Here is a 17154-nt window from a genome sequence, read left to right as displayed (position 1 = left end):
CCGTACAGCCGCCGGCTGTGGCCGGCAGCAAGGAGGCCGCAATGAGGAAACTGGCCTGGCTGGCCCTGTTGCTGGCCTGTGTGGTGCTGCCGCTGGGGGCTTATGTGCGTTTGTCCGATGCTGGCCTCGGCTGCCCGGACTGGCCGGGTTGTTACGGCCGGCTCAGCCCGGCGCATGCTGCTGTGGCCATCGAGCAGGCCATGCAGTTGCAGCCGGATGGCCCGGTCAGCCCCGACAAGGCCTGGAAGGAAATGCTGCATCGCTATCTGGCGGGCAGTCTGGGGCTGTTGATCCTGTGGCAGGCGCTGCAGGCCTGGCGCAGTGGCCGGCAGCGGCGTGTCGCTGGCTTGCTGCTGCTTCTGTTGGCCTTGCAGGCGGGCTTAGGCATGTTGACGGTCACCATGCGGCTGCAGCCGTTGGTGGTCACCGCCCATCTGCTGCTGGGCATGAGCCTGCTGGCCTTGTTGCTGTGGCAGGCTGTTGGCAGCCACTGGCCGGGTGTGCGGGTGACGGCGGGCCAGCGCAGGCTGGCGTGGCTGTGGCTGCTTGTGCTGGTGGGGCAGATTGCGCTGGGCGGCTGGGTGTCGTCCCATCAGGCGGCCCTGGCCTGCCAGGGCTTTCCCGGCTGCAACGGCAGCGGGTGGCCACTATCGTCGCTTGCTGACGCCTTTGTGTTGCGGAGCGGGGCCTTGCCCATGGCCAGCCTGGTAGCCATGCACTGGCTGCACCGGCTGGGCGCACTGCTGGTGACGCTGGTGCTGGGCCTGCTGTGCTGGCGCTTGTGGTCTTGCCCCGGCCTGCGCCAACAGCTGCGGCTGCTCATGGCGCTTGCTCTGCTGCAACTGCTGTTGGGCGTAGCCAATGTGTTGTGGCTACACCCCTTGCCGCTGGCGCTGGCCCATCATGTCGGGGCCATGCTGCTGCTGGCGAGCAGCTGCATCCTGCTGTGCCGCCTGCCCGTGCCGGAGGCCGGCTATCGTCCGCTGCGAAAGAGCTGGCTGGGCTGGCAGAGCCACAGCAGGCCAGGCCAAGCCTGGCGCGGTGGCATGCTGTCGCGCCGACAGTGAAACGGGCGAGAGGGAGCACGGCCATGTCTGCCAGTATGAGGCTGCAATCGGGATATGCGCATGCGCTGGCCATGTTGCAGCTGGCCAAGCCGCGCGTGGTGGCGCTGATCGTGTTCTGTGCCGTGATCGGCATGTTGCTGTCGCAGCCAGCGCTGCCGGCGCTGCGGCTGCTATTGCCGGCCACCTTGGGTATTGCGCTGATGGCTGGTGCGGCGGCGATGCTCAACTGCCTGCTGGAGCGTGCGCTGGATGCCCGCATGCTGCGTACCGCCTGGCGTGCCACGGCGCGGGGCAGCGCCGGGCGCGGTGAAACCCTGCTGCTGGCCTTGCTGCTGGGCGGCGGTGGCATGCTGCTGCTGTGGGGCTGGGTCAATGCGCTGACCGCCTGGCTGACGCTGGCCACTCTGCTGGCCTATGCACTGGTGTATACCCTGCTGCTGAAACCGTACACACCGCAAAACATCGTCATCGGTGGCATCAGCGGGGCCATGCCGCCACTACTGGGCTGGACGGCGATGACCGGGCAGGTCAGCCCGCATGCGCTGTTGCTGCTGTTGATCATCTACACCTGGACACCGCCGCACTTCTGGGCGCTGGCGCTGTACCGGCGTGCCGACTACGCCCGCGCCGGCCTGCCCATGCTGCCGCTGACGCATGGCCAAGGTTTCACCACCTTGTCCATTCTGCTGTACACCCTGCTGCTGACTGCCGTCACCCTGTTGCCGGTGGCGCTGGGCGTGGCCGGCTGGCTGTATCTGCTGGCTGCGCTGGCACTGGACGGACGCTTCTTGTTTCTTGCTGTGCAACTGCATCGTCAGTATGCTGACGCCTTGGCTCGCCGCACCTTTTCCTGGTCGATCTGGTATCTGACCTGGCTGTTTGCCGCGATGCTGTCCGATCATTACTGTCTGCTACCGGTTTCCTGATGCGCCATCTGCTACGTTTGCTTTCCCTGTTCATGCTGTTTGCCGCACTGGCTGCCTGCGCGCCGCCGGCGGCCCCCAAGCTGGATCTCAAAGGCACGGACATGAGCGATACCCAGCTGGGCGGCGATTTCAGCCTGACCGACCACCTGGGCCAGCCGCGCAAGCTGTCCGACTTCTCCAGCAAGGTGGTCGCGCTGTTCTTCGGCTATACCCATTGTCCGGATGTCTGCCCCACCACCATGCTGGAATACGCCACAGTCATGAAAAAGCTGGGGCCGGACGCTGACAAGGTGCAGGTATTGTTTGTCACGGTTGACCCGGAGCGTGATACCACGGCGGTACTGGCCGGCTATGTGCCGCACTTCGACTCCCGTTTTGTCGGCCTTACCGGCAGCACGGCGCAGATCGAGCAGGTCAAATCAGCCTACAAGGTGGTGGCGCAGAAAGTGGCCGTGCCGGGTGGCGCTTACACGGTAGACCACAGTGCCGGCTCCTATCTGTTCGACAAAAGCGGAAAATTACGGGTTTATGAGGCTTATGCCACGCCGGCAGACAGCCTGACTCATGATATTCGTCAGCTGTTACGCTAGAATTCAGGCAATCATCCATCTTTGACTGCGGAAAGAAGCGCCCATCGTGAGCGAAGACAACAACCCCGGTATGCTGCACAGCGACCATGCCCAGCCCGATATGACCAGGTATATCCTGGCCACCCCGGTTGAGGTCGTGCATCATCTGGCGTCTATCGCCAGGTCCGGGCATATGGTGACGGTGTTTTCCAACAAGGGAAAAACCTTCATTCTCACCCGCTTTCTGGAGGTGGATGCCAAGCGCGGCGTGTTGTTGCTCGACTGGGGGGCTGATCCGGCCACCAATGAACAACTGCTCGCCAGCGAACGCAATGTGTTTGTCTGCTCGCCGGACGGGGTCAAGACCCAGTTTGTCACCACCGCTGCCCGCAAGGTCATGCTGGACAGCGGCCCGGCCTTCGAAGTGGACCTGCCCGAGCAGGTGATCAAGCTGCAGCGGCGCGAGTTTTTCCGCATCCAGACCCCGGTCAGCAATCCGGTCAGCTGCCATATTGCCGATTACCCCGGCCGGCCGCTGGATCTGGTGCTGTTCGACATCAGCCTGGGTGGCTGCAGCCTGTGGCTGCCGGCAGCGCATGCGCCCGGTTTTGATCTGGGCCAGAAATACCAGAATTGTTCATTCGAATTGAAACCGCTGGGCAGTTTGCGGGTGGGCATCGAAATCCGCCACCGCCTGACCACCCAGCTGCGCAACGGCAATGAAGCCGTCCGTGCCGGTTGCGCCTTTCTCAATATGACTCCGTCGTCGGAAACGCTGGTGCAGCGTTATGTCGGCCAGCTGGAGCGCGAACGGCGCGCCCTGGTCGGCTGATGACGGTTTCCCTTCTTTTCCCTATTGCCTGCTTAATATCATGACCCTGACTATTGCCCTGTCCAAAGGGCGCATCTTTGAAGAAACCCTGCCCCTGCTGGCTGCCGCCGGCATTGTTCCGGCGGAAGATCCGGAATCCTCGCGCAAGCTCATTATCGGCACCAACCATGAAGACGTGCGCCTGGTGATTGTAAGAGCCTCCGATGTCCCCACCTATGTACAGTACGGCGCTGCCGATCTGGGCATCGCCGGCCGCGATGTGCTGATCGAACACGGCGGTGATGGCCTGTACCAGCCGCTGGACCTGAATATCGCCAAGTGCAAGATGATGGTGGCAGTGGAAAACGGCTTCGACTACCAGAACGCCGTGCGCCAGGGCGCCCGACTGAAAATCGCCACCAAGTATCCCAAGATTGCGCGCGAGCATTTTGCCGCCAAGGGTGTGCATGTGGACATCATCAAGTTGTACGGCTCGATGGAGCTGGCACCGCTGGTAGGCCTGGCCGATGCCATCGTCGATCTGGTGTCCACCGGTGGCACGCTGCGTGCCAATAATCTGGTTGCTGTCGAACACATCATCGACATCAGCTCGCGGCTGGTGGTGAATCAGGCTGCGCTCAAACTCAAATACGACCGCATCCAGCCGGTGCTGGATGCCTTTGCCTCTGCCGTGCCGGCATAAGGCAGGAACGGAATCCCATGCTGAAACTGTCTTCTACCCAAGCTGATTTCCAGCAGCAATTGCAAGCCCTGCTGGCTTTTGAAACCGCGCAGGACCCGGCGGTGGACAGCGCGGTTGCCGCCATCTGTGATGACGTCAAGGCGCGTGGCGATGCTGCCGTGCTGGAGTACACCAACCGCTTCGACCGCATGCAGGCCACCTCCATGGCCGATCTCACCCTGTCGCGCGAACAGCTGGAAGCCGCCTGGCACCGTTTGCCGGCCGAGGTGCAACAGGCGCTGAGCGCCGCTGCCGAACGCGTGCGCCGTTACCACGAGAAGCAGCTGGCCCACTCCTGGAGCTACGAAGACGAAGACGGCACGCTGCTGGGTCAGCAGGTGACGCCGCTGGACCGCGTCGGCATCTATGTGCCCGGTGGCAAGGCCGCCTATCCCAGTTCGGTGCTGATGAATGCCATGCCGGCCAAGGTGGCTGGCGTGGGCGAAATCATCATGGTGGTGCCCACCCCGCAGGGCGAGCGCAATGATCTGGTGCTGGCTGCCGCCTTTATCGCGGGTGTGGACAAGGTGTTCACCTGTGGCGGCGCACAGGCCGTGGCCGCGCTGGCCTATGGCACGGCCACCATTCCGCAGGTGGACAAGATCACCGGTCCGGGCAATGCCTATGTAGCCGCTGCCAAGCGCCGGGTATTTGGCGTGGTGGGCATCGACATGGTGGCCGGCCCGTCCGAGATCCTGGTGATCTGCGATGGCAACACCCCGGCCGACTGGATCGCCATGGACCTGTTCAGCCAGGCCGAGCACGACGAAATCGCCCAGGCCATCCTGCTGTGTCCGTCGGCCGAGTACATTGCCGCAGTGGAAGCCAGCATCGAAAAGCTGCTGCCGACCATGCCGCGTCGCGCCATTATCGAAGCCAGCCTGGGCAACCGTGGTGCGCTGATCCAGGTGCGCGATCTGGCCGAAGCCTGCGAGATTGCCAACTACATCGCGCCGGAACATCTGGAATTGTCGGTCAGCGAGCCGGAACAGCAACTGCCGCTGTTGCGCCACGCCGGTGCCATCTTCATGGGCCGCTTTACCTCGGAAAGCCTGGGCGACTACTGTGCCGGCCCCAACCATGTGTTGCCGACCAGCCGCACGGCGCGTTTTGCCAGCCCGCTGGGGGTGTACGACTTCCAGAAGCGCTCCAGCCTGATCCGTGTTTCTGCGGCAGGAGCACAGAAGCTGGGCAAGATCGCCAGCGTACTGGCGCATGGCGAAGGCCTGACCGCCCACGCCCGCGCCGCCGAGCTGCGTCTGGAGCCCTGAGGCTGCCAGATTATCCTGCTGCGCACATGGCCAGACAGCGTCTGGCCATGTTTTTGCCGGCCCCGCCGCCGGATCCGCGTGGCATGGCCGGGTAGCCCAAACGGGCCGAACACGGTAGGATAGCCCCCTGCTGCGTTGTCCCGACAACGCCCCCTGTTGACCTGCATGGCTGGCCCGGTCGCCATGACCGCTACAGCCCCATCGTGATGACATTGACTGCCAAGCAACTGGTCCGTCCGGAAATAACCGGAATCAAGGCCTACCATGTATCTGATGCCGCCGGCCTGCTCAAGCTGGACGCCATGGAAAACCCCTATGCCTTGCCGGCCGCACTGCGCGCCGAACTGGGGCAATGCCTGGCCGATGTCGCCATCAACCGCTATCCCGACCCGCATGGCGGCGGCCTCAAGGACGAACTCAAGGCTGCGTTTGACATCCCAGCCGCCGCCAGCGTGCTGCTGGGCAATGGCTCGGACGAAATCATTACCCTGATCAGCCAGGCGCTGGCCCGGCCCGGCGCGGTGATGCTGGTGCTGGAGCCGTCCTTCGTCATGTACCGCATGAATGCGCTGTTCTCCGGCTTGCAGTACGTGGGTGTACCGCTGCATGCCGATTTCAGCCTTGATCTGCCGGCCCTGCTGGCGGCGATTGCCAGCCAGCAGCCGGCGGTGGTGTTCCTGTCCTACCCGAATAATCCTACCGGCCCCCAATTTGCCCGCGAGCAAGTGCTGGCCGTGCTGGATGCAGCGCCGGGCCTGGTGGTGGTGGATGAGGCCTATCAGGCTTTTGCCAGCGACAGCCTGATGGATCTGGCGGGCAGCCGGCCGAATCTGCTGGTCATGCGCACCCTGTCCAAGCTGGGCCTGGCCGGCCTGCGCCTGGGTTATGCTGCCGGTCCTGCCGAATGGATGGACGAGCTGGACAAGGTGCGCCCGCCCTACAACATCAATGTGCTGACCCAGGCCGCCGCCCGTTTCGCGCTGCGCCACCTGGATGTGTTCATGCAGCAGGCGCAAACCCTGCGCGACGAACGCCAGCGCCTGTTGCAGGCCCTGCGCCAGTTTGCAGCGACTACCGTTTTTGATTCGCAAGCCAATTTCATCACGCTACGGGTGCCGGATGCCGGTCAGCTGTTTGCATGGCTGAAGAAAAATGGCATCCTGATCAAGAACTTGCATGGCAGCCACCCGCTGCTCGACAACTGCCTGCGCCTGACGGTGGGCAGCCCGGAAGAAAACACGGCCGTGCTTGCCGCACTGGACCGCTACTTTGCCTGAAATCATGAGAACCGCATCCGTTACCCGCAATACCCTGGAAACCCAGATCACCGTCACCATCAATCTGGATGGTAATGGCCGCAGCCATTTTGATACCGGCGTGCCTTTTCTCGACCACATGATGGACCAGATCGCCCGCCACGGCCTGATCGACCTGGACATCGTCGCCAAGGGTGATTTGCACATCGATGCCCACCACACGGTGGAAGACATCGGCATCACGCTGGGCCAGGCCTTTGCCAAGGCCATTGGTGACAAAAAAGGCATCCGCCGTTACGGCCATGCCTATGTGCCGCTGGACGAAGCGCTCAGCCGCGTGGTGATCGACCTCTCCGGCCGTCCCGGCCTGGTGTACAACGTTGATTACACCCGCGCCAGCATCGGCCAGTTTGATGTCGATCTGTTCTCCGAGTTTTTCCATGGTTTCATCAACCACAGCATGGTGACGCTGCATATCGACAATCTGCGCGGTGTGAACAGCCATCACCAGGCCGAAACCATCTTCAAGGCCTTTGGCCGCGCACTGCGCATGGCCTGTGAAGTGGACGAACGCATGGGTGGTGCCACACCGTCCACCAAGGGCACGCTGACGGCCTGAGCCGCAGGCCATCTCCACCGGAACAGTTAGGGGCATGATGAAAGTCGCAGTAATCGACTATGGCATGGGCAATCTGCACTCGGTGCTCAAGTCCATCCAGGCAGTCAATGAAACCGGGGCGGATATTTTCCTCAGCCGCGACCCGGAAGCCATCGTCAAGGCGGACAAGGTGGTGTTTCCCGGCCAGGGTGCCATGCCGGACTGCATGCGCGAGCTGAACAGCTACGGTCTGGCCGAGGCCGTACGTGAAACCACGCAGACCAAGCCGTTTTTTGGCATCTGCGTGGGTGCCCAGTTGCTTTTCCAGCACAGTGAAGAAGGCGATACCCCCGGACTTGGCTTGTTTCCGGGCAATGTGGTCCGCTTTTCGGCTAACCTGACAGACGCCGCTGGCGAGCGCCTCAAGGTGCCGCACATGGGCTGGAACCGTGTTTACCAGACCGTATCCCATCCGCTGTTTGCCGGGATCGAGGATGGCGAGCGTTTCTATTTTGTCCATAGTTACCACTTCGCCCCGGCCGATGCGGCGCTGACGCTGGCGGAAAGTGAGTACCCGGACAGGTTTTCCTGTATCGTCGGGCGTGGCAATATCTTTGCGACGCAATTTCATACCGAAAAGAGCCACCGTGCCGGACTTCAGATGATGAAGAACTTCCTGGCATGGGACGGCAGTGTTTAACTTACGTTGATCTAGCACCATGCTGCTTATACCCGCTATCGACCTCAAGGATGGTCAATGCGTACGCCTGAAACAAGGCGTTATGGACGATGCCACCGTGTTTTCTGACGATCCGGTCAAGGTGGCCACTCACTGGCGAGACCAGGGAGCCCGTCGTCTGCATCTGGTTGACCTGAACGGTGCCTTTGCCGGCAAACCCAAGAACCTGAACATCATCCGCTCGATTCTGCAGGAAGTGGGCGATGACATGCCGGTTCAGCTGGGTGGCGGCATTCGCGATCTGGACACCATCGAAAAATACCTCGACATGGGCCTGGCCTACGTCATCATCGGGACGGCGGCGGTGAAAACCCCCGGCTTCCTGCATGATGCCTGCGATGCTTTCCCCGGTCAGGTGATTGTCGGCCTGGATGCCAAGGATGGCATGGTCGCCATCGATGGCTGGGCCAAGATCACCAATCACAATGTGATTGACCTAGCCAAGCGCTTCGAGGACTACGGCGTCAATTCGGTGATCTACACCGACATCGGCCGCGACGGCATGATGAACGGCGTCAATATCGAAGCCACCGTCAAGCTGGCACAGGCACTCACCATTCCGGTCGTCGCCTCTGGCGGCCTGACCAATCTGGATGATGTGCGCAATCTGTGTGCGGTGGAAGACGAAGGCATCGAAGGTGCCATTACCGGACGGGCCATCTACGAGGGCAGCATCGACTTCGCTGCCGCGCAGACGCTGGCCGACGAACTGTCCGGGGCCTGATCCTGCCTTAAACCCCAGCTTGGCCGAAGATTCTTCGGCCAAGCTTTTTTTGTGTCGTGAACATGACTCTGGCCAAACGCATTATTCCCTGCCTGGACGTGACTGCCGGTCGCGTCGTCAAGGGCGTCAACTTTGTCGGGCTGCGCGATGCCGGCGACCCGGTGGAAATCGCCCGTCGCTACAACGAGCAGGGCGCCGACGAACTCACCTTTCTGGACATTACCGCCAGCTCTGACGACCGTGATCTGATCCTGCATGTGATCGAATCGGTAGCCGAGCAGGTGTTCATCCCGCTGACGGTGGGTGGTGGCGTGCGCAAGGTGGAAGACATCCGCCGTCTGCTCAACGCCGGTGCCGACAAGGTGAGCATCAATACCGCTGCCGTGACCAATCCGGATCTGGTGCGCGAAGCGGCCGCCAAGTTTGGCAGCCAGTGCATCGTGGTGGCGGTGGATGCCAAGGCAGTGACCCCGGAAAACGACCGCTGGGAAGTGTTTACCCATGGCGGGCGCAATCGTACCGGCATCGATGCGGTGGCGTGGGCGCAGAAGATGCAGGAATATGGTGCCGGGGAAATCCTGCTCACCAGCATGGACCGCGACGGCACCAAGATCGGCTTCAATCTGCCGCTGACCCGGGCCGTATCCGAAGGCGTGGGTATTCCGGTGATTGCCTCCGGTGGCGTGGGCAATCTGCAGCATCTGGTGGATGGTGTGAAGCTGGGCAAGGCGGATGCCGTACTGGCGGCCAGCATTTTCCACTTCAGCGAATACACCGTGCGCGAGGCCAAAGAGGCCATGCGTGACGCAGGTATCGAGGTACGGCTATGAGCGACTGGCTGGATGAAGTCAAATGGGATGCCCAGGGCCTGGTGACGGCGATTGCCCAGGATAGCGCCAGCGGCCGTGTGCTGATGGTGGCCTGGATGAACCGCGAAAGCCTGCAACTGACCGCTGATACCGGCATTGCCCACTACTGGAGCCGCTCGCGCCAGAAACTGTGGAAAAAGGGCGAGGAGTCGGGCCACCTGCAAACCGTGCAGGAGCTGCGGCTGGATTGCGATGGCGACGTGATCGTGATGCAGATCCAGCAGGCCGGCGGCATTGCCTGCCATACCGGCCGCGAAAGCTGCTTCTACCGCCGCTTTGAACATGGTGGCTGGACGGTAGTGGATGCCGTGCTGAAAGACCCGCACGCTATTTATCACCAGCACTGAGTTGCGCCGCATCAAATGGCGGCAATGCTCACCCGCTACAATGGCAGCCCATGCCAAGCGCTAACGGCCGATGTCCGAATCGGCCTATACTTGCCGAATTCCCAGTATGCAAAGGTGAAGCATCATGACCTTCGATGTGCTCAAGACGGTTGCCGATACGCTGGAAGCCCGCCGCGAAGCGAGCCCCCAGTCCTCTTATGTCGCCTCGCTGTTTCACAAGGGTGAAGACGCCATTCTGAAAAAGGTGGCAGAAGAAGCCGCCGAAACCCTGATGGCCTCCAAGGACAAGGACAAGCTGCATCTGGTGCGCGAAGTCGCTGACCTGTGGTTCCACACCATGGTGTTGCTGGCTTATCATGGCCTGCGCCCGGAAGATGTGCTGATGGAGCTGCATCGCCGCGAGGGCATTTCCGGCATCGACGAAAAAGCCTCCCGTCCTTCCTGAACCATTCGTACAGGACCAAGCAATGAGTGACTGCATTTTCTGCAAGATCGCCGCAGGGGACATCCCTTGCAACAAGATTTACGAAGACGCGGATGTCGTCGCCTTCCATGACATCCGCCCGATTGCACCGGTGCATTTCCTGATCATTCCCAAGCTGCATGTGGCCTCGCTGGCCGACTGCGGCCCGGAACACGAAGCCTTGCTGGGCCGCATCATGGGCTTGGTGCCGAAACTGGCAGCAGAGCAGGGCCTGAGCGCCGGCTTCAAGACCGGCATCAATACCGGTCGTGGCGGTGGCCAGGAAGTGTTCCACCTGCATGTGCATGTTTTCGGCCACAAGGGCTGAACGGTTTTGACGGTGCGCCGCTTGCCGGCGCGCCAGACTATTTGGAAAGGAAGTAGCAATGGGTTCTTTCAGTATCTGGCACTGGCTGGTGGTGCTGTTGATCGTGGTGCTGATTTTCGGCACCAAAAAACTGAAAAACGTGGGTGAAGACCTGGGCGGCGCGGTGCGCGGCTTCAAGGAAGGCATGAAGGGCGAGAACGAAAAGGCCGACAAGCCTGCCGAATCTGGCCGCATCATCGACAACGAATCCGACAAGAAATAACCCACAGGGCGCGCCGTGTTCGATATCAGTTTTGGTGAGATCCTCCTGATCGGCATCGTGGCCCTGGTGGTGCTGGGGCCCGAGCGGCTGCCCACCGTGGCCCGTACTCTGGGTGCGCTGGTGGCGCGCGCGCAGCGTTTTGTTGCCAGCGTCAAGGCCGACATCCATCAGCAGGCCAATCTGAGCGGGCTGGATGGCCTGCGCAACGATATCCAGGATGCGGCCAATAGCTTCAAGTCGCAGATGGAAAGCGAAGTGCAGGGCGTGCGCCAGGTGATGGCCGAGCAGTCTGCCCAGTTGCAACAGCTATCCGGCGAGGCCACCGCCCCCTTCGTGGAAGCCGAACGCAGCATTCACGGTGGGCTTGATCTGCAGGCACCTGCCGCGCCAGCGGCCGTGGTGTCGGCACTGGTGGTGGAAAACAGTGCGGCCGAACCGCCTGCGCGCGACGAAAACCAGCTCGACCTGTTTGATGATCCTCCTCCGGCTGCCGCGCAGCCTGCTACCGAATCCCGCCCTCACGCATGAACGAACAACCTCTGCTTGCCCACCTGCTGGAATTGCGTACACGGCTGGTGCGCGCCATTCTGGGACTGCTGCTGGTGTTTCTCGGCCTGTTTCACTGGTCTGCTGACATCTACCATCTGCTGGCCAAGCCGCTGCTGGATGCGCTGCCCAATGGTGGCAGCATGATCGCCACCGAAGTCACCGCCACCTTTTTCGTGCCGATGAAGCTCACCATGCTGGTGGCCTTCCTCATCTCCCTGCCCAATACCCTGTATCAGATCTGGGCCTTTGTGGCCCCTGGGCTGTACAGCCATGAAAAGAAGCTGATCCTGCCCTTGGTGGTGGCCAGCGTGCTGCTGTTTTTGCTGGGGATGAGTTTTGCTTATTTCCTGGTGTTTCCGGTGGCGTTTCATTTCTTTTCCATGATGACGCCCAGCGGGGTGAGCATGATGACGGACATCGACAAGTATTTGTCCTTCGTCATGGGTATGTTCCTGGCCTTTGGCGTCACCTTTGAAGTCCCCATCATCGTCATCGTGCTGGTGCGCATGGGGGTGGTGTCGGTGGCCAAGCTGCGCGAGGGCCGGCCTTATGTCATCGTCGGCGCCTTCGTGGTGGCCGCGGTGGTGACCCCCCCCGATGTCTTGTCGCAAACCATGCTGGCGGTGCCGCTGTGGTTGCTGTACGAAGTAGGCATCATCATGGCTGCATTCATGGCGCGTCCCGCGCCAGCCGAACCCGCCGGAAATCAGGAAAAATGAACCGCAAACTGTTTCACTATGGAGCGACTGCCAGTCTGGTGGCGCTGATTCTGCTGACCCTGGCCTGGGAGCTGTGGCTGGCACCACTGCGGCCGGGCGGCTCCTTCCTGGCGCTCAAGGCGGTTGTGCTGCTGGCCCCGCTGATGGGCATCCTGAAAGAGCGGTTGTATACCTATCAGTGGTCCAGCATGTTCATTCTGGCGTTCTTCACCGAAGGCATCATGCGCAGCTGGGGTGACCGTGGCCTGTCGCAGACGCTGGCCCTGTGCGAGGTAGCCATCAGCGTACTGTTTTTTGCCTGCGTGCTGGGCTTTGCCCGCAGCTTCAAACGACCTGCGCATTGAGTCCAGTGCGGCTGATATTTTTTTCAAAACCTGCCTTGTGCAGGTTTTTTTATGAGGATTCAGCTGTAATTACAATGAAGTACTAAAAATAACAGCTTTTAATGGCATTATTTTCAAGTAAATATTTTAACTATTCTTAACAATTTGCCGATATAGCAGCTTCCATTAGAATGTCGGCATTAACGGCGACCCGCTCACCAGCCGCCAACAACAAAAGCATATTGAGGGCAGCGCATGCATTCCCCTTCACCGGAACCGCAACATAGCTCCATTCCCCTGCAGGCAACCCATCTGGACCCCTTGCTGGATTGCCTGTTCGCTCTGGCGCGTTCCTATGGCATCAACGCCACCCGCGAGTCGCTGGTAGCGGGTATTCCCCTGATCAACAACCGGCTGAATCCCTCGATGTTTTCGCGCTCGGCGCGGCGGATCGGCCTGACTTCGCGCGTGGTGCGCCAGCCGCTGGACAAGCTGCGCGAGCAGCTGCTGCCGGCCGTGCTGCTGTTGCACGGCGATGAGGCTTGCATCCTGCGTGGGATCGACCGCGAAAGCGGCATGGCGCGCGTGAGTTTTGCCGAGCTGACCGAAGCGGAAACCAGCATTCCGCTGGCTGATCTGGCCGGGAAATATGCCGGCCTGGCCATTTTTGTGCGGCCACGCTTCAATTTCGAACGCCGCGCGCCCGAACTGGGCGAGATCCGTTCGCGCCACTGGTTCTGGCAGACGGTTTACGGTGGTCTGCCGCTGTATCGCGATTCGATGATCGCCGCCTTGCTGATCAACCTGTTTGCGCTGGTCATTCCACTGGTGTCGATGAATGTCTACGACCGGGTGGTACCCAATATGGCGACCGAAACGCTATGGGTACTGGCGATTGGCGGTCTCTTGGCGCTGATTTTCGATTTCCTGCTGAAGATGACCCGGGCCTATCTGATCGACCTGGCCAGCAAGCGGGTGGACGTGACCCTGTCCAGCCTGATCATGGAGCGGGTGCTGGGTATTCGCATGGAAGCCCGGCCGGCCTCGGTGGGGGCGTTCTCGTCCAATCTGCGCGCCTTTGAAACGGTGCGCGATTTCATCGCCTCGGCCTCCATCACGGCGCTGATCGACCTGCCTTTCGTGCTGATCTTCCTGCTGGCCATCCTGTGGGTGTCGCCGCTGCTGACCTTGCCGGTGGTGGTGGGCGGGGTGCTGATGATCGTGTTTGCCTTGTTGATCCAGGAAAAAATGAAAGAGCTGACCGAAGCCACCCTGCGTGCTTCGGCCCAGCGTAATGCCCAGTTGGTGGAAAATCTGGCCGGGCTGGAAACCATCAAGATCCTGGCGGCCGAAGGCCAGCAACAGGGGCACTGGGAGCAGGGCACGCTGTATCTGGCCCAGGTGGGCGCGCGGCTGAAGCTGCTGGCGACCTCGGCCAATACCTTTGCCGGCTTTATTACCCAGCTGGTTTCCATCGTGATGCTGGTGCTGGGTGTGTACCAGATCATGGACGGCAATACCTCGCAGGGCGGGGTGATTGCGGCGGTGATGTTGTCCGGCCGTGCCATGGCACCGTTAGGCCAGCTGGTGGGGCTGCTGACCCAGTACCACAATGCCAAGACCTCGCTGTCTTCGCTGGATGGCTTCATGAAAATGCCGGTGGAGCGCGAGCAGGATGCCAATTTCTTCCATCGCACCAGTTTTCAGGGTGAGATCGAATTCCGCAATGTGTCCTTCAGCTACCCGGACAATCCGCAAGTGGCCTTGCGCAATGTGTCGTTCAAGATCAAGGCGGGCGAGCGGGTGGCCATTATCGGCCGTGTCGGCTCTGGCAAGACCACCCTGCAAAAACTGATTCTCGGCCTGTTCCGGCCAACGGAAGGCTCGGTACGCGTTGACGGCATCGATATCAACCAGATCGACCCGGCTGAATTGCGCCGCCATATCGGCTATGTGCCGCAGGATTCGGTACTGTTCTATGGCACTTTGCGCCAGAACATCGCCATGGGCGCGCCGCATGCGCACGATGCCAGCATTGCCGCAGCGGCCGAACTGGCCGGCCTGGCCGAGTTCATCAACGGCCATCCGCAGGGTTTTGACATGATTATTGGCGAGCGCGGCGATTCGCTGTCCGGCGGCCAGCGCAAGGCCGTCACCATCGCCCGTGCGCTGCTGAATGCACCGCCCATCCTGTTGATGGACGAACCGACCAGCAATATGGACAACAGCACCGAAAACCAGATCAAGCAGATGCTGGTGAAGGTGATGGCCGGCAAGACCATGATCATGGTGACCCACCACAATGCCTTGCTCGAGCTGGCAGACCGGCTGATCGTGATCGACAACGGCACCATCGTGGCCGACGGCGAAAAAGCCGCCGTGATTCAGGCATTGCAGCAGGGCCAGGTAGGGAGGGCGAATTGATGAAAACGACCTGGAAGCAAAAGCTGCAAGGCTGGATCCTGCGCGGGCAGGACAAAACCTCGCCCTACTGGGACAAGCTGATGGACTGGGCCGCCGCGCGCGACCTGCAAGACCGGCTGGACTTCGCCACCGATGGCGACTGGGCCATTCTGGAACAAAACCCGGGGCGGCCGCGCGTGTTTGTCTGGACCATGCTGGGCCTGTTGGTGGTGGCCCTGCTGTGGGCCGGCCTGTCGCAGATCGATGAAGTGGCCCGCGGTGAGGGCAAGGTGGTGCCGGTTTCGCAAAACCAGCACATCCAGAGCCTGGATGGTGGCGTGGTCTCCAAGATTCTGGTGAAGGAAGGCCAGATCGTGCAAAAAGGCCAACTGCTGCTGAATATCGACAATACCCGCTTTGTTTCCTCGCTCAACGAAAACCAGGCGCAGTATCTGTCCCTGCTCGGCAAGGCGGCACGGCTGCGGGCCATCGCCAATAATGTGCCGTTCGAACTGCCCAAGGAAGTCAGCGCCCAGGCTCCCGATGTGGCCAAGCAGGAAATGGATCTGTACCTGACCAAGCGCCGCGAACTGGATGCCACGGTGTCCATTGCCCGCCAGGAGCTGACCCAGCGTTCGCAGGAGTTGAACGAGGTGCGCGCCAGATACGAACAGGCGCAGCAAGGCTATCAGCTGACCCAGCGCGAGCTGGCCGTTACCAAGCCCCTGAAGGAATCCGGCGCGGTGTCCGATGTCGACCTGCTGCGCCTGCAGCGCGATGTATCGCGCTATCTGGGCGAGCGCGACATGGCCGGGGCGCAGATTCCCAAGCTGCAGGCTGCCATCAGCGAAGCCAACCACAAGATTCAGGAAGTGGAGCTGAATTTCCGCAATCAGGCCAGTGCTGATCTGTCCGACACCATGGGCAAGATCAACAGCCTGTCGGCAGGCAGTTCCGGCCTGGCGGACAAGGTGAAGCTGTCCGAGGTGCGCTCGCCGGTGAAGGGCGAGGTCAAGCGCCTGTTCGTCAACACCATTGGTGGTGTGGTGCAGCCGGGCAAGGACATTCTGGAAATCGTGCCGCTGGAAGACTCGCTGATGATCGAAACCCGTGTTTCGCCACGCGACATTGCCTTCCTGCGCCCTGGTCAGCGTGCCATGGTGCGTTTTACCGCCTATGACTACACCGTGTATGGCGGGATGGAGGGCAGCTTGCAGGAAATCGGTGCCGATACGGTGACCGATGACAAGGGCAATGCCTTTTATATCGTCAAGGTGCGTACCAGACAGGGCGCGCTGGGCGAGAAGCACCTGCCCATCATTCCGGGCATGGTGGCCCAGGTGGACATCATGACCGGCAAGAAGAGCATTCTTTCCTACCTGTTGAAACCGGTGCTGCGCGCCAAGGCAGAGGCTTTGACCGAACGATGAGCGACAGTGTGATCCTGATTACGGCCAGCCCGGCGCTGGCCGACTACTGGGCCGATAGCCTGGGCCTGCAAGATGCCTTGCGATTGGCTGATCTGGCGGTGCTCAACCGCCATGCCGTGGCGGCGGACAGCCTGGTGCTGGTCGATCTGGCCCAGCAAAGCGTGGTGGAGCAGGACATCGTCCAGGCCTGCCGTCATTGCCGGGTACTGGCGCTGTCCTCGCAGCCCAGCGATGCGGAAGGCCTGTACTGGCTGCAATGCGGAGCGGTGGGCTATGCCCATGCCATGAGCACGGGCGATTTGCTGCTGCAGATGTTCGAGACCGTAGCCGCTGGCGGCACCTGGGTGGGCCGCAGCATCATGCAGCAGTTGTGCGCCCGTTTCGGCAGCCGCCTGCCAGCGACACCGGCATCGCCGCTGGCTGCCAAATTGTCCGAGCGCGAGCTGGCGGTGGTGGAGGCGCTGCGTCAGGGGAAAGCCAACAAGGAGATTGCCCGTTTGCTGGATATTTCCGAACGCACGGTCAAGGCGCACCTGACATCGGTATTCCAGAAATTCGGGGTGGAAGACCGTCTGCAGCTGCTGCTGAAGCTGACGGGCGGCTAGTCTTCCTCCTGTTAGCGTGCAAAGCCGTAGTGCCTGCTTGGCACTGCGGCTTTGTTTTTAAACAATGCTAGGAAGTTTCTGAAAATAATTAGGAAATTGCCCTTCAGTACAATAGGTTTTTCCCAGTCTCCTGACTAATCTGGGCGCAATACT

General features: G+C 61.1%; 21 protein-coding genes. All 21 read left to right on the top strand.

Translation table 11 applies throughout. The features are described from left to right. The first annotated feature begins 41 nt into the window (after window positions 1-41). The 21 genes from FAZ30_RS03965 (at window position 42) to FAZ30_RS03865 (ending at window position 17001) form a co-directional block, all read left to right on the top strand. A complete protein-coding gene (locus FAZ30_RS03965; protein ID WP_137008812.1) occupies window positions 42-1067 on the top strand; it encodes a COX15/CtaA family protein in 1026 nt (341 codons plus the stop codon). 23 nt (window positions 1068-1090) lie between these two features. After that, the gene (gene cyoE, locus FAZ30_RS03960) at window positions 1091-1993 is read left to right on the top strand and encodes a heme o synthase (RefSeq protein ID WP_205676646.1); all 903 of its coding nucleotides are present in this window, start codon (window positions 1091-1093) and stop codon (window positions 1991-1993) included. Further along, complete coding sequence (locus FAZ30_RS03955; RefSeq protein WP_137008810.1) at window positions 1993-2583, top strand: SCO family protein; 591 nt, start codon at window positions 1993-1995, stop codon at window positions 2581-2583. Before cyoE ends, FAZ30_RS03955 begins: the two co-directional genes overlap by 1 nt. 46 nt (window positions 2584-2629) lie before the next feature. Further along, entirely contained in the window at window positions 2630-3394 is a 765-nt protein-coding gene (locus FAZ30_RS03950) for a flagellar brake protein (protein WP_233578502.1), read from the top strand. Window positions 3395-3434: 40 nt separating this feature from the next. Beyond that, window positions 3435-4076 carry an ATP phosphoribosyltransferase gene (gene hisG / locus FAZ30_RS03945; protein ID WP_124644129.1) on the top strand — a complete coding sequence of 214 codons (642 nt, stop codon included), beginning with the start codon at window positions 3435-3437 and terminating at the stop codon, window positions 4074-4076. A 17-nt stretch (window positions 4077-4093) separates the two neighbouring features. Then, window positions 4094-5386: a histidinol dehydrogenase gene (hisD, locus tag FAZ30_RS03940; RefSeq protein WP_137008808.1), complete on the top strand. Its 1293-nt coding sequence runs from the start codon at window positions 4094-4096 to the stop codon at window positions 5384-5386. Window positions 5387-5592: 206 nt separating this feature from the next. Beyond that, window positions 5593-6663: a histidinol-phosphate transaminase gene (hisC, locus tag FAZ30_RS03935; protein ID WP_137010182.1), complete on the top strand. Its 1071-nt coding sequence runs from the start codon at window positions 5593-5595 to the stop codon at window positions 6661-6663. Window positions 6664-6667: 4 nt separating this feature from the next. Then, window positions 6668-7261, top strand: coding sequence for an imidazoleglycerol-phosphate dehydratase HisB (gene hisB / locus FAZ30_RS03930; protein ID WP_124644131.1), 594 nt, complete (start codon window positions 6668-6670; stop codon window positions 7259-7261). 37 nt (window positions 7262-7298) lie between these two features. Further along, the gene (hisH, locus tag FAZ30_RS03925) at window positions 7299-7940 is read left to right on the top strand and encodes an imidazole glycerol phosphate synthase subunit HisH (protein ID WP_124644159.1); all 642 of its coding nucleotides are present in this window, start codon (window positions 7299-7301) and stop codon (window positions 7938-7940) included. A gap of 19 nt (window positions 7941-7959) precedes the next feature. Then, window positions 7960-8703, top strand: a complete 744-nt coding sequence (hisA, locus tag FAZ30_RS03920) for a 1-(5-phosphoribosyl)-5-[(5-phosphoribosylamino)methylideneamino]imidazole-4-carboxamide isomerase (protein WP_124644132.1) — start codon at window positions 7960-7962, stop codon at window positions 8701-8703. A gap of 62 nt (window positions 8704-8765) precedes the next feature. After that, window positions 8766-9533 (top strand): imidazole glycerol phosphate synthase subunit HisF, encoded by a 768-nt coding sequence (gene hisF / locus FAZ30_RS03915; RefSeq protein WP_124644133.1) that lies wholly within the window; start codon window positions 8766-8768, stop codon window positions 9531-9533. Further along, on the top strand, window positions 9530-9919 hold the full coding sequence (hisI, locus tag FAZ30_RS03910) for a phosphoribosyl-AMP cyclohydrolase (RefSeq protein ID WP_124644134.1): 390 nt from the start codon (window positions 9530-9532) through the stop codon (window positions 9917-9919). The genes hisF and hisI overlap by 4 nt, the downstream gene beginning before the upstream one ends. A 124-nt stretch (window positions 9920-10043) precedes the next feature. Then, entirely contained in the window at window positions 10044-10364 is a 321-nt protein-coding gene (locus FAZ30_RS03905) for a phosphoribosyl-ATP diphosphatase (protein WP_103524731.1), read from the top strand. A 22-nt stretch (window positions 10365-10386) separates the two neighbouring features. Then, on the top strand, window positions 10387-10710 hold the full coding sequence (locus FAZ30_RS03900) for a histidine triad nucleotide-binding protein (protein ID WP_124644135.1): 324 nt from the start codon (window positions 10387-10389) through the stop codon (window positions 10708-10710). A 58-nt stretch (window positions 10711-10768) separates the two neighbouring features. Then, window positions 10769-10972, top strand: coding sequence for a Sec-independent protein translocase subunit TatA (gene tatA, locus FAZ30_RS03895; protein ID WP_124644136.1), 204 nt, complete (start codon window positions 10769-10771; stop codon window positions 10970-10972). A 15-nt stretch (window positions 10973-10987) separates the two neighbouring features. Further along, entirely contained in the window at window positions 10988-11500 is a 513-nt protein-coding gene (gene tatB, locus FAZ30_RS03890; RefSeq protein WP_124644137.1) for a Sec-independent protein translocase protein TatB, read from the top strand. Then, entirely contained in the window at window positions 11497-12240 is a 744-nt protein-coding gene (tatC, locus tag FAZ30_RS03885; RefSeq protein ID WP_124644138.1) for a twin-arginine translocase subunit TatC, read from the top strand. The genes tatB and tatC overlap by 4 nt, the downstream gene beginning before the upstream one ends. Continuing rightward, on the top strand, window positions 12237-12584 hold the full coding sequence (locus FAZ30_RS03880; protein ID WP_124644139.1) for a DUF2069 domain-containing protein: 348 nt from the start codon (window positions 12237-12239) through the stop codon (window positions 12582-12584). The genes tatC and FAZ30_RS03880 overlap by 4 nt, the downstream gene beginning before the upstream one ends. Window positions 12585-12818: 234 nt before the next feature. Then, window positions 12819-14987 carry a type I secretion system permease/ATPase gene (locus FAZ30_RS03875; protein WP_124644140.1) on the top strand — a complete coding sequence of 723 codons (2169 nt, stop codon included), beginning with the start codon at window positions 12819-12821 and terminating at the stop codon, window positions 14985-14987. Then, window positions 14987-16396, top strand: a complete 1410-nt coding sequence (locus FAZ30_RS03870) for an HlyD family type I secretion periplasmic adaptor subunit (RefSeq protein ID WP_124644141.1) — start codon at window positions 14987-14989, stop codon at window positions 16394-16396. The genes FAZ30_RS03875 and FAZ30_RS03870 overlap by 1 nt, the downstream gene beginning before the upstream one ends. Next, window positions 16393-17001 carry a helix-turn-helix transcriptional regulator gene (locus FAZ30_RS03865; protein WP_124644142.1) on the top strand — a complete coding sequence of 203 codons (609 nt, stop codon included), beginning with the start codon at window positions 16393-16395 and terminating at the stop codon, window positions 16999-17001. Before FAZ30_RS03870 ends, FAZ30_RS03865 begins: the two co-directional genes overlap by 4 nt. Window positions 17002-17154: the final 153 nt, after the last annotated feature.

This window comes from Aquitalea aquatilis, assembly GCF_005155025.1.
Classification (GTDB): Bacteria; Pseudomonadota; Gammaproteobacteria; order Burkholderiales; family Chromobacteriaceae; genus Aquitalea; species Aquitalea aquatilis.
The sequence above is the reverse complement of the archived record's forward strand: the minus strand, read 5'-3'. Positions and strand labels throughout refer to the sequence as shown.

What these genes read in the sequence shown, in the direction of transcription:
- FAZ30_RS03965 (WP_137008812.1), top strand. Translation starts at nt 42, where the DNA reads ATGAGGAAACTGGCCTGGCTGGCCCTGTTGCTGGCCTGTGTGGTGCTG.
- cyoE (WP_205676646.1), top strand. Translation starts at nt 1,091, where the DNA reads ATGTCTGCCAGTATGAGGCTGCAATCGGGATATGCGCATGCGCTGGCC.
- FAZ30_RS03955 (WP_137008810.1), top strand. Translation starts at nt 1,993, where the DNA reads ATGCGCCATCTGCTACGTTTGCTTTCCCTGTTCATGCTGTTTGCCGCA.
- hisG (WP_124644129.1), top strand. Translation starts at nt 3,435, where the DNA reads ATGACCCTGACTATTGCCCTGTCCAAAGGGCGCATCTTTGAAGAAACC.
- hisD (WP_137008808.1), top strand. Translation starts at nt 4,094, where the DNA reads ATGCTGAAACTGTCTTCTACCCAAGCTGATTTCCAGCAGCAATTGCAA.
- hisC (WP_137010182.1), top strand. Translation starts at nt 5,593, where the DNA reads ATGACATTGACTGCCAAGCAACTGGTCCGTCCGGAAATAACCGGAATC.
- hisB (WP_124644131.1), top strand. Translation starts at nt 6,668, where the DNA reads ATGAGAACCGCATCCGTTACCCGCAATACCCTGGAAACCCAGATCACC.
- hisH (WP_124644159.1), top strand. Translation starts at nt 7,299, where the DNA reads ATGAAAGTCGCAGTAATCGACTATGGCATGGGCAATCTGCACTCGGTG.
- hisA (WP_124644132.1), top strand. Translation starts at nt 7,960, where the DNA reads ATGCTGCTTATACCCGCTATCGACCTCAAGGATGGTCAATGCGTACGC.
- hisF (WP_124644133.1), top strand. Translation starts at nt 8,766, where the DNA reads ATGACTCTGGCCAAACGCATTATTCCCTGCCTGGACGTGACTGCCGGT.
- hisI (WP_124644134.1), top strand. Translation starts at nt 9,530, where the DNA reads ATGAGCGACTGGCTGGATGAAGTCAAATGGGATGCCCAGGGCCTGGTG.
- FAZ30_RS03905 (WP_103524731.1), top strand. Translation starts at nt 10,044, where the DNA reads ATGACCTTCGATGTGCTCAAGACGGTTGCCGATACGCTGGAAGCCCGC.
- FAZ30_RS03900 (WP_124644135.1), top strand. Translation starts at nt 10,387, where the DNA reads ATGAGTGACTGCATTTTCTGCAAGATCGCCGCAGGGGACATCCCTTGC.
- tatA (WP_124644136.1), top strand. Translation starts at nt 10,769, where the DNA reads ATGGGTTCTTTCAGTATCTGGCACTGGCTGGTGGTGCTGTTGATCGTG.
- tatC (WP_124644138.1), top strand. Translation starts at nt 11,497, where the DNA reads ATGAACGAACAACCTCTGCTTGCCCACCTGCTGGAATTGCGTACACGG.
- FAZ30_RS03880 (WP_124644139.1), top strand. Translation starts at nt 12,237, where the DNA reads ATGAACCGCAAACTGTTTCACTATGGAGCGACTGCCAGTCTGGTGGCG.
- FAZ30_RS03875 (WP_124644140.1), top strand. Translation starts at nt 12,819, where the DNA reads ATGCATTCCCCTTCACCGGAACCGCAACATAGCTCCATTCCCCTGCAG.
- FAZ30_RS03870 (WP_124644141.1), top strand. Translation starts at nt 14,987, where the DNA reads ATGAAAACGACCTGGAAGCAAAAGCTGCAAGGCTGGATCCTGCGCGGG.
- FAZ30_RS03865 (WP_124644142.1), top strand. Translation starts at nt 16,393, where the DNA reads ATGAGCGACAGTGTGATCCTGATTACGGCCAGCCCGGCGCTGGCCGAC.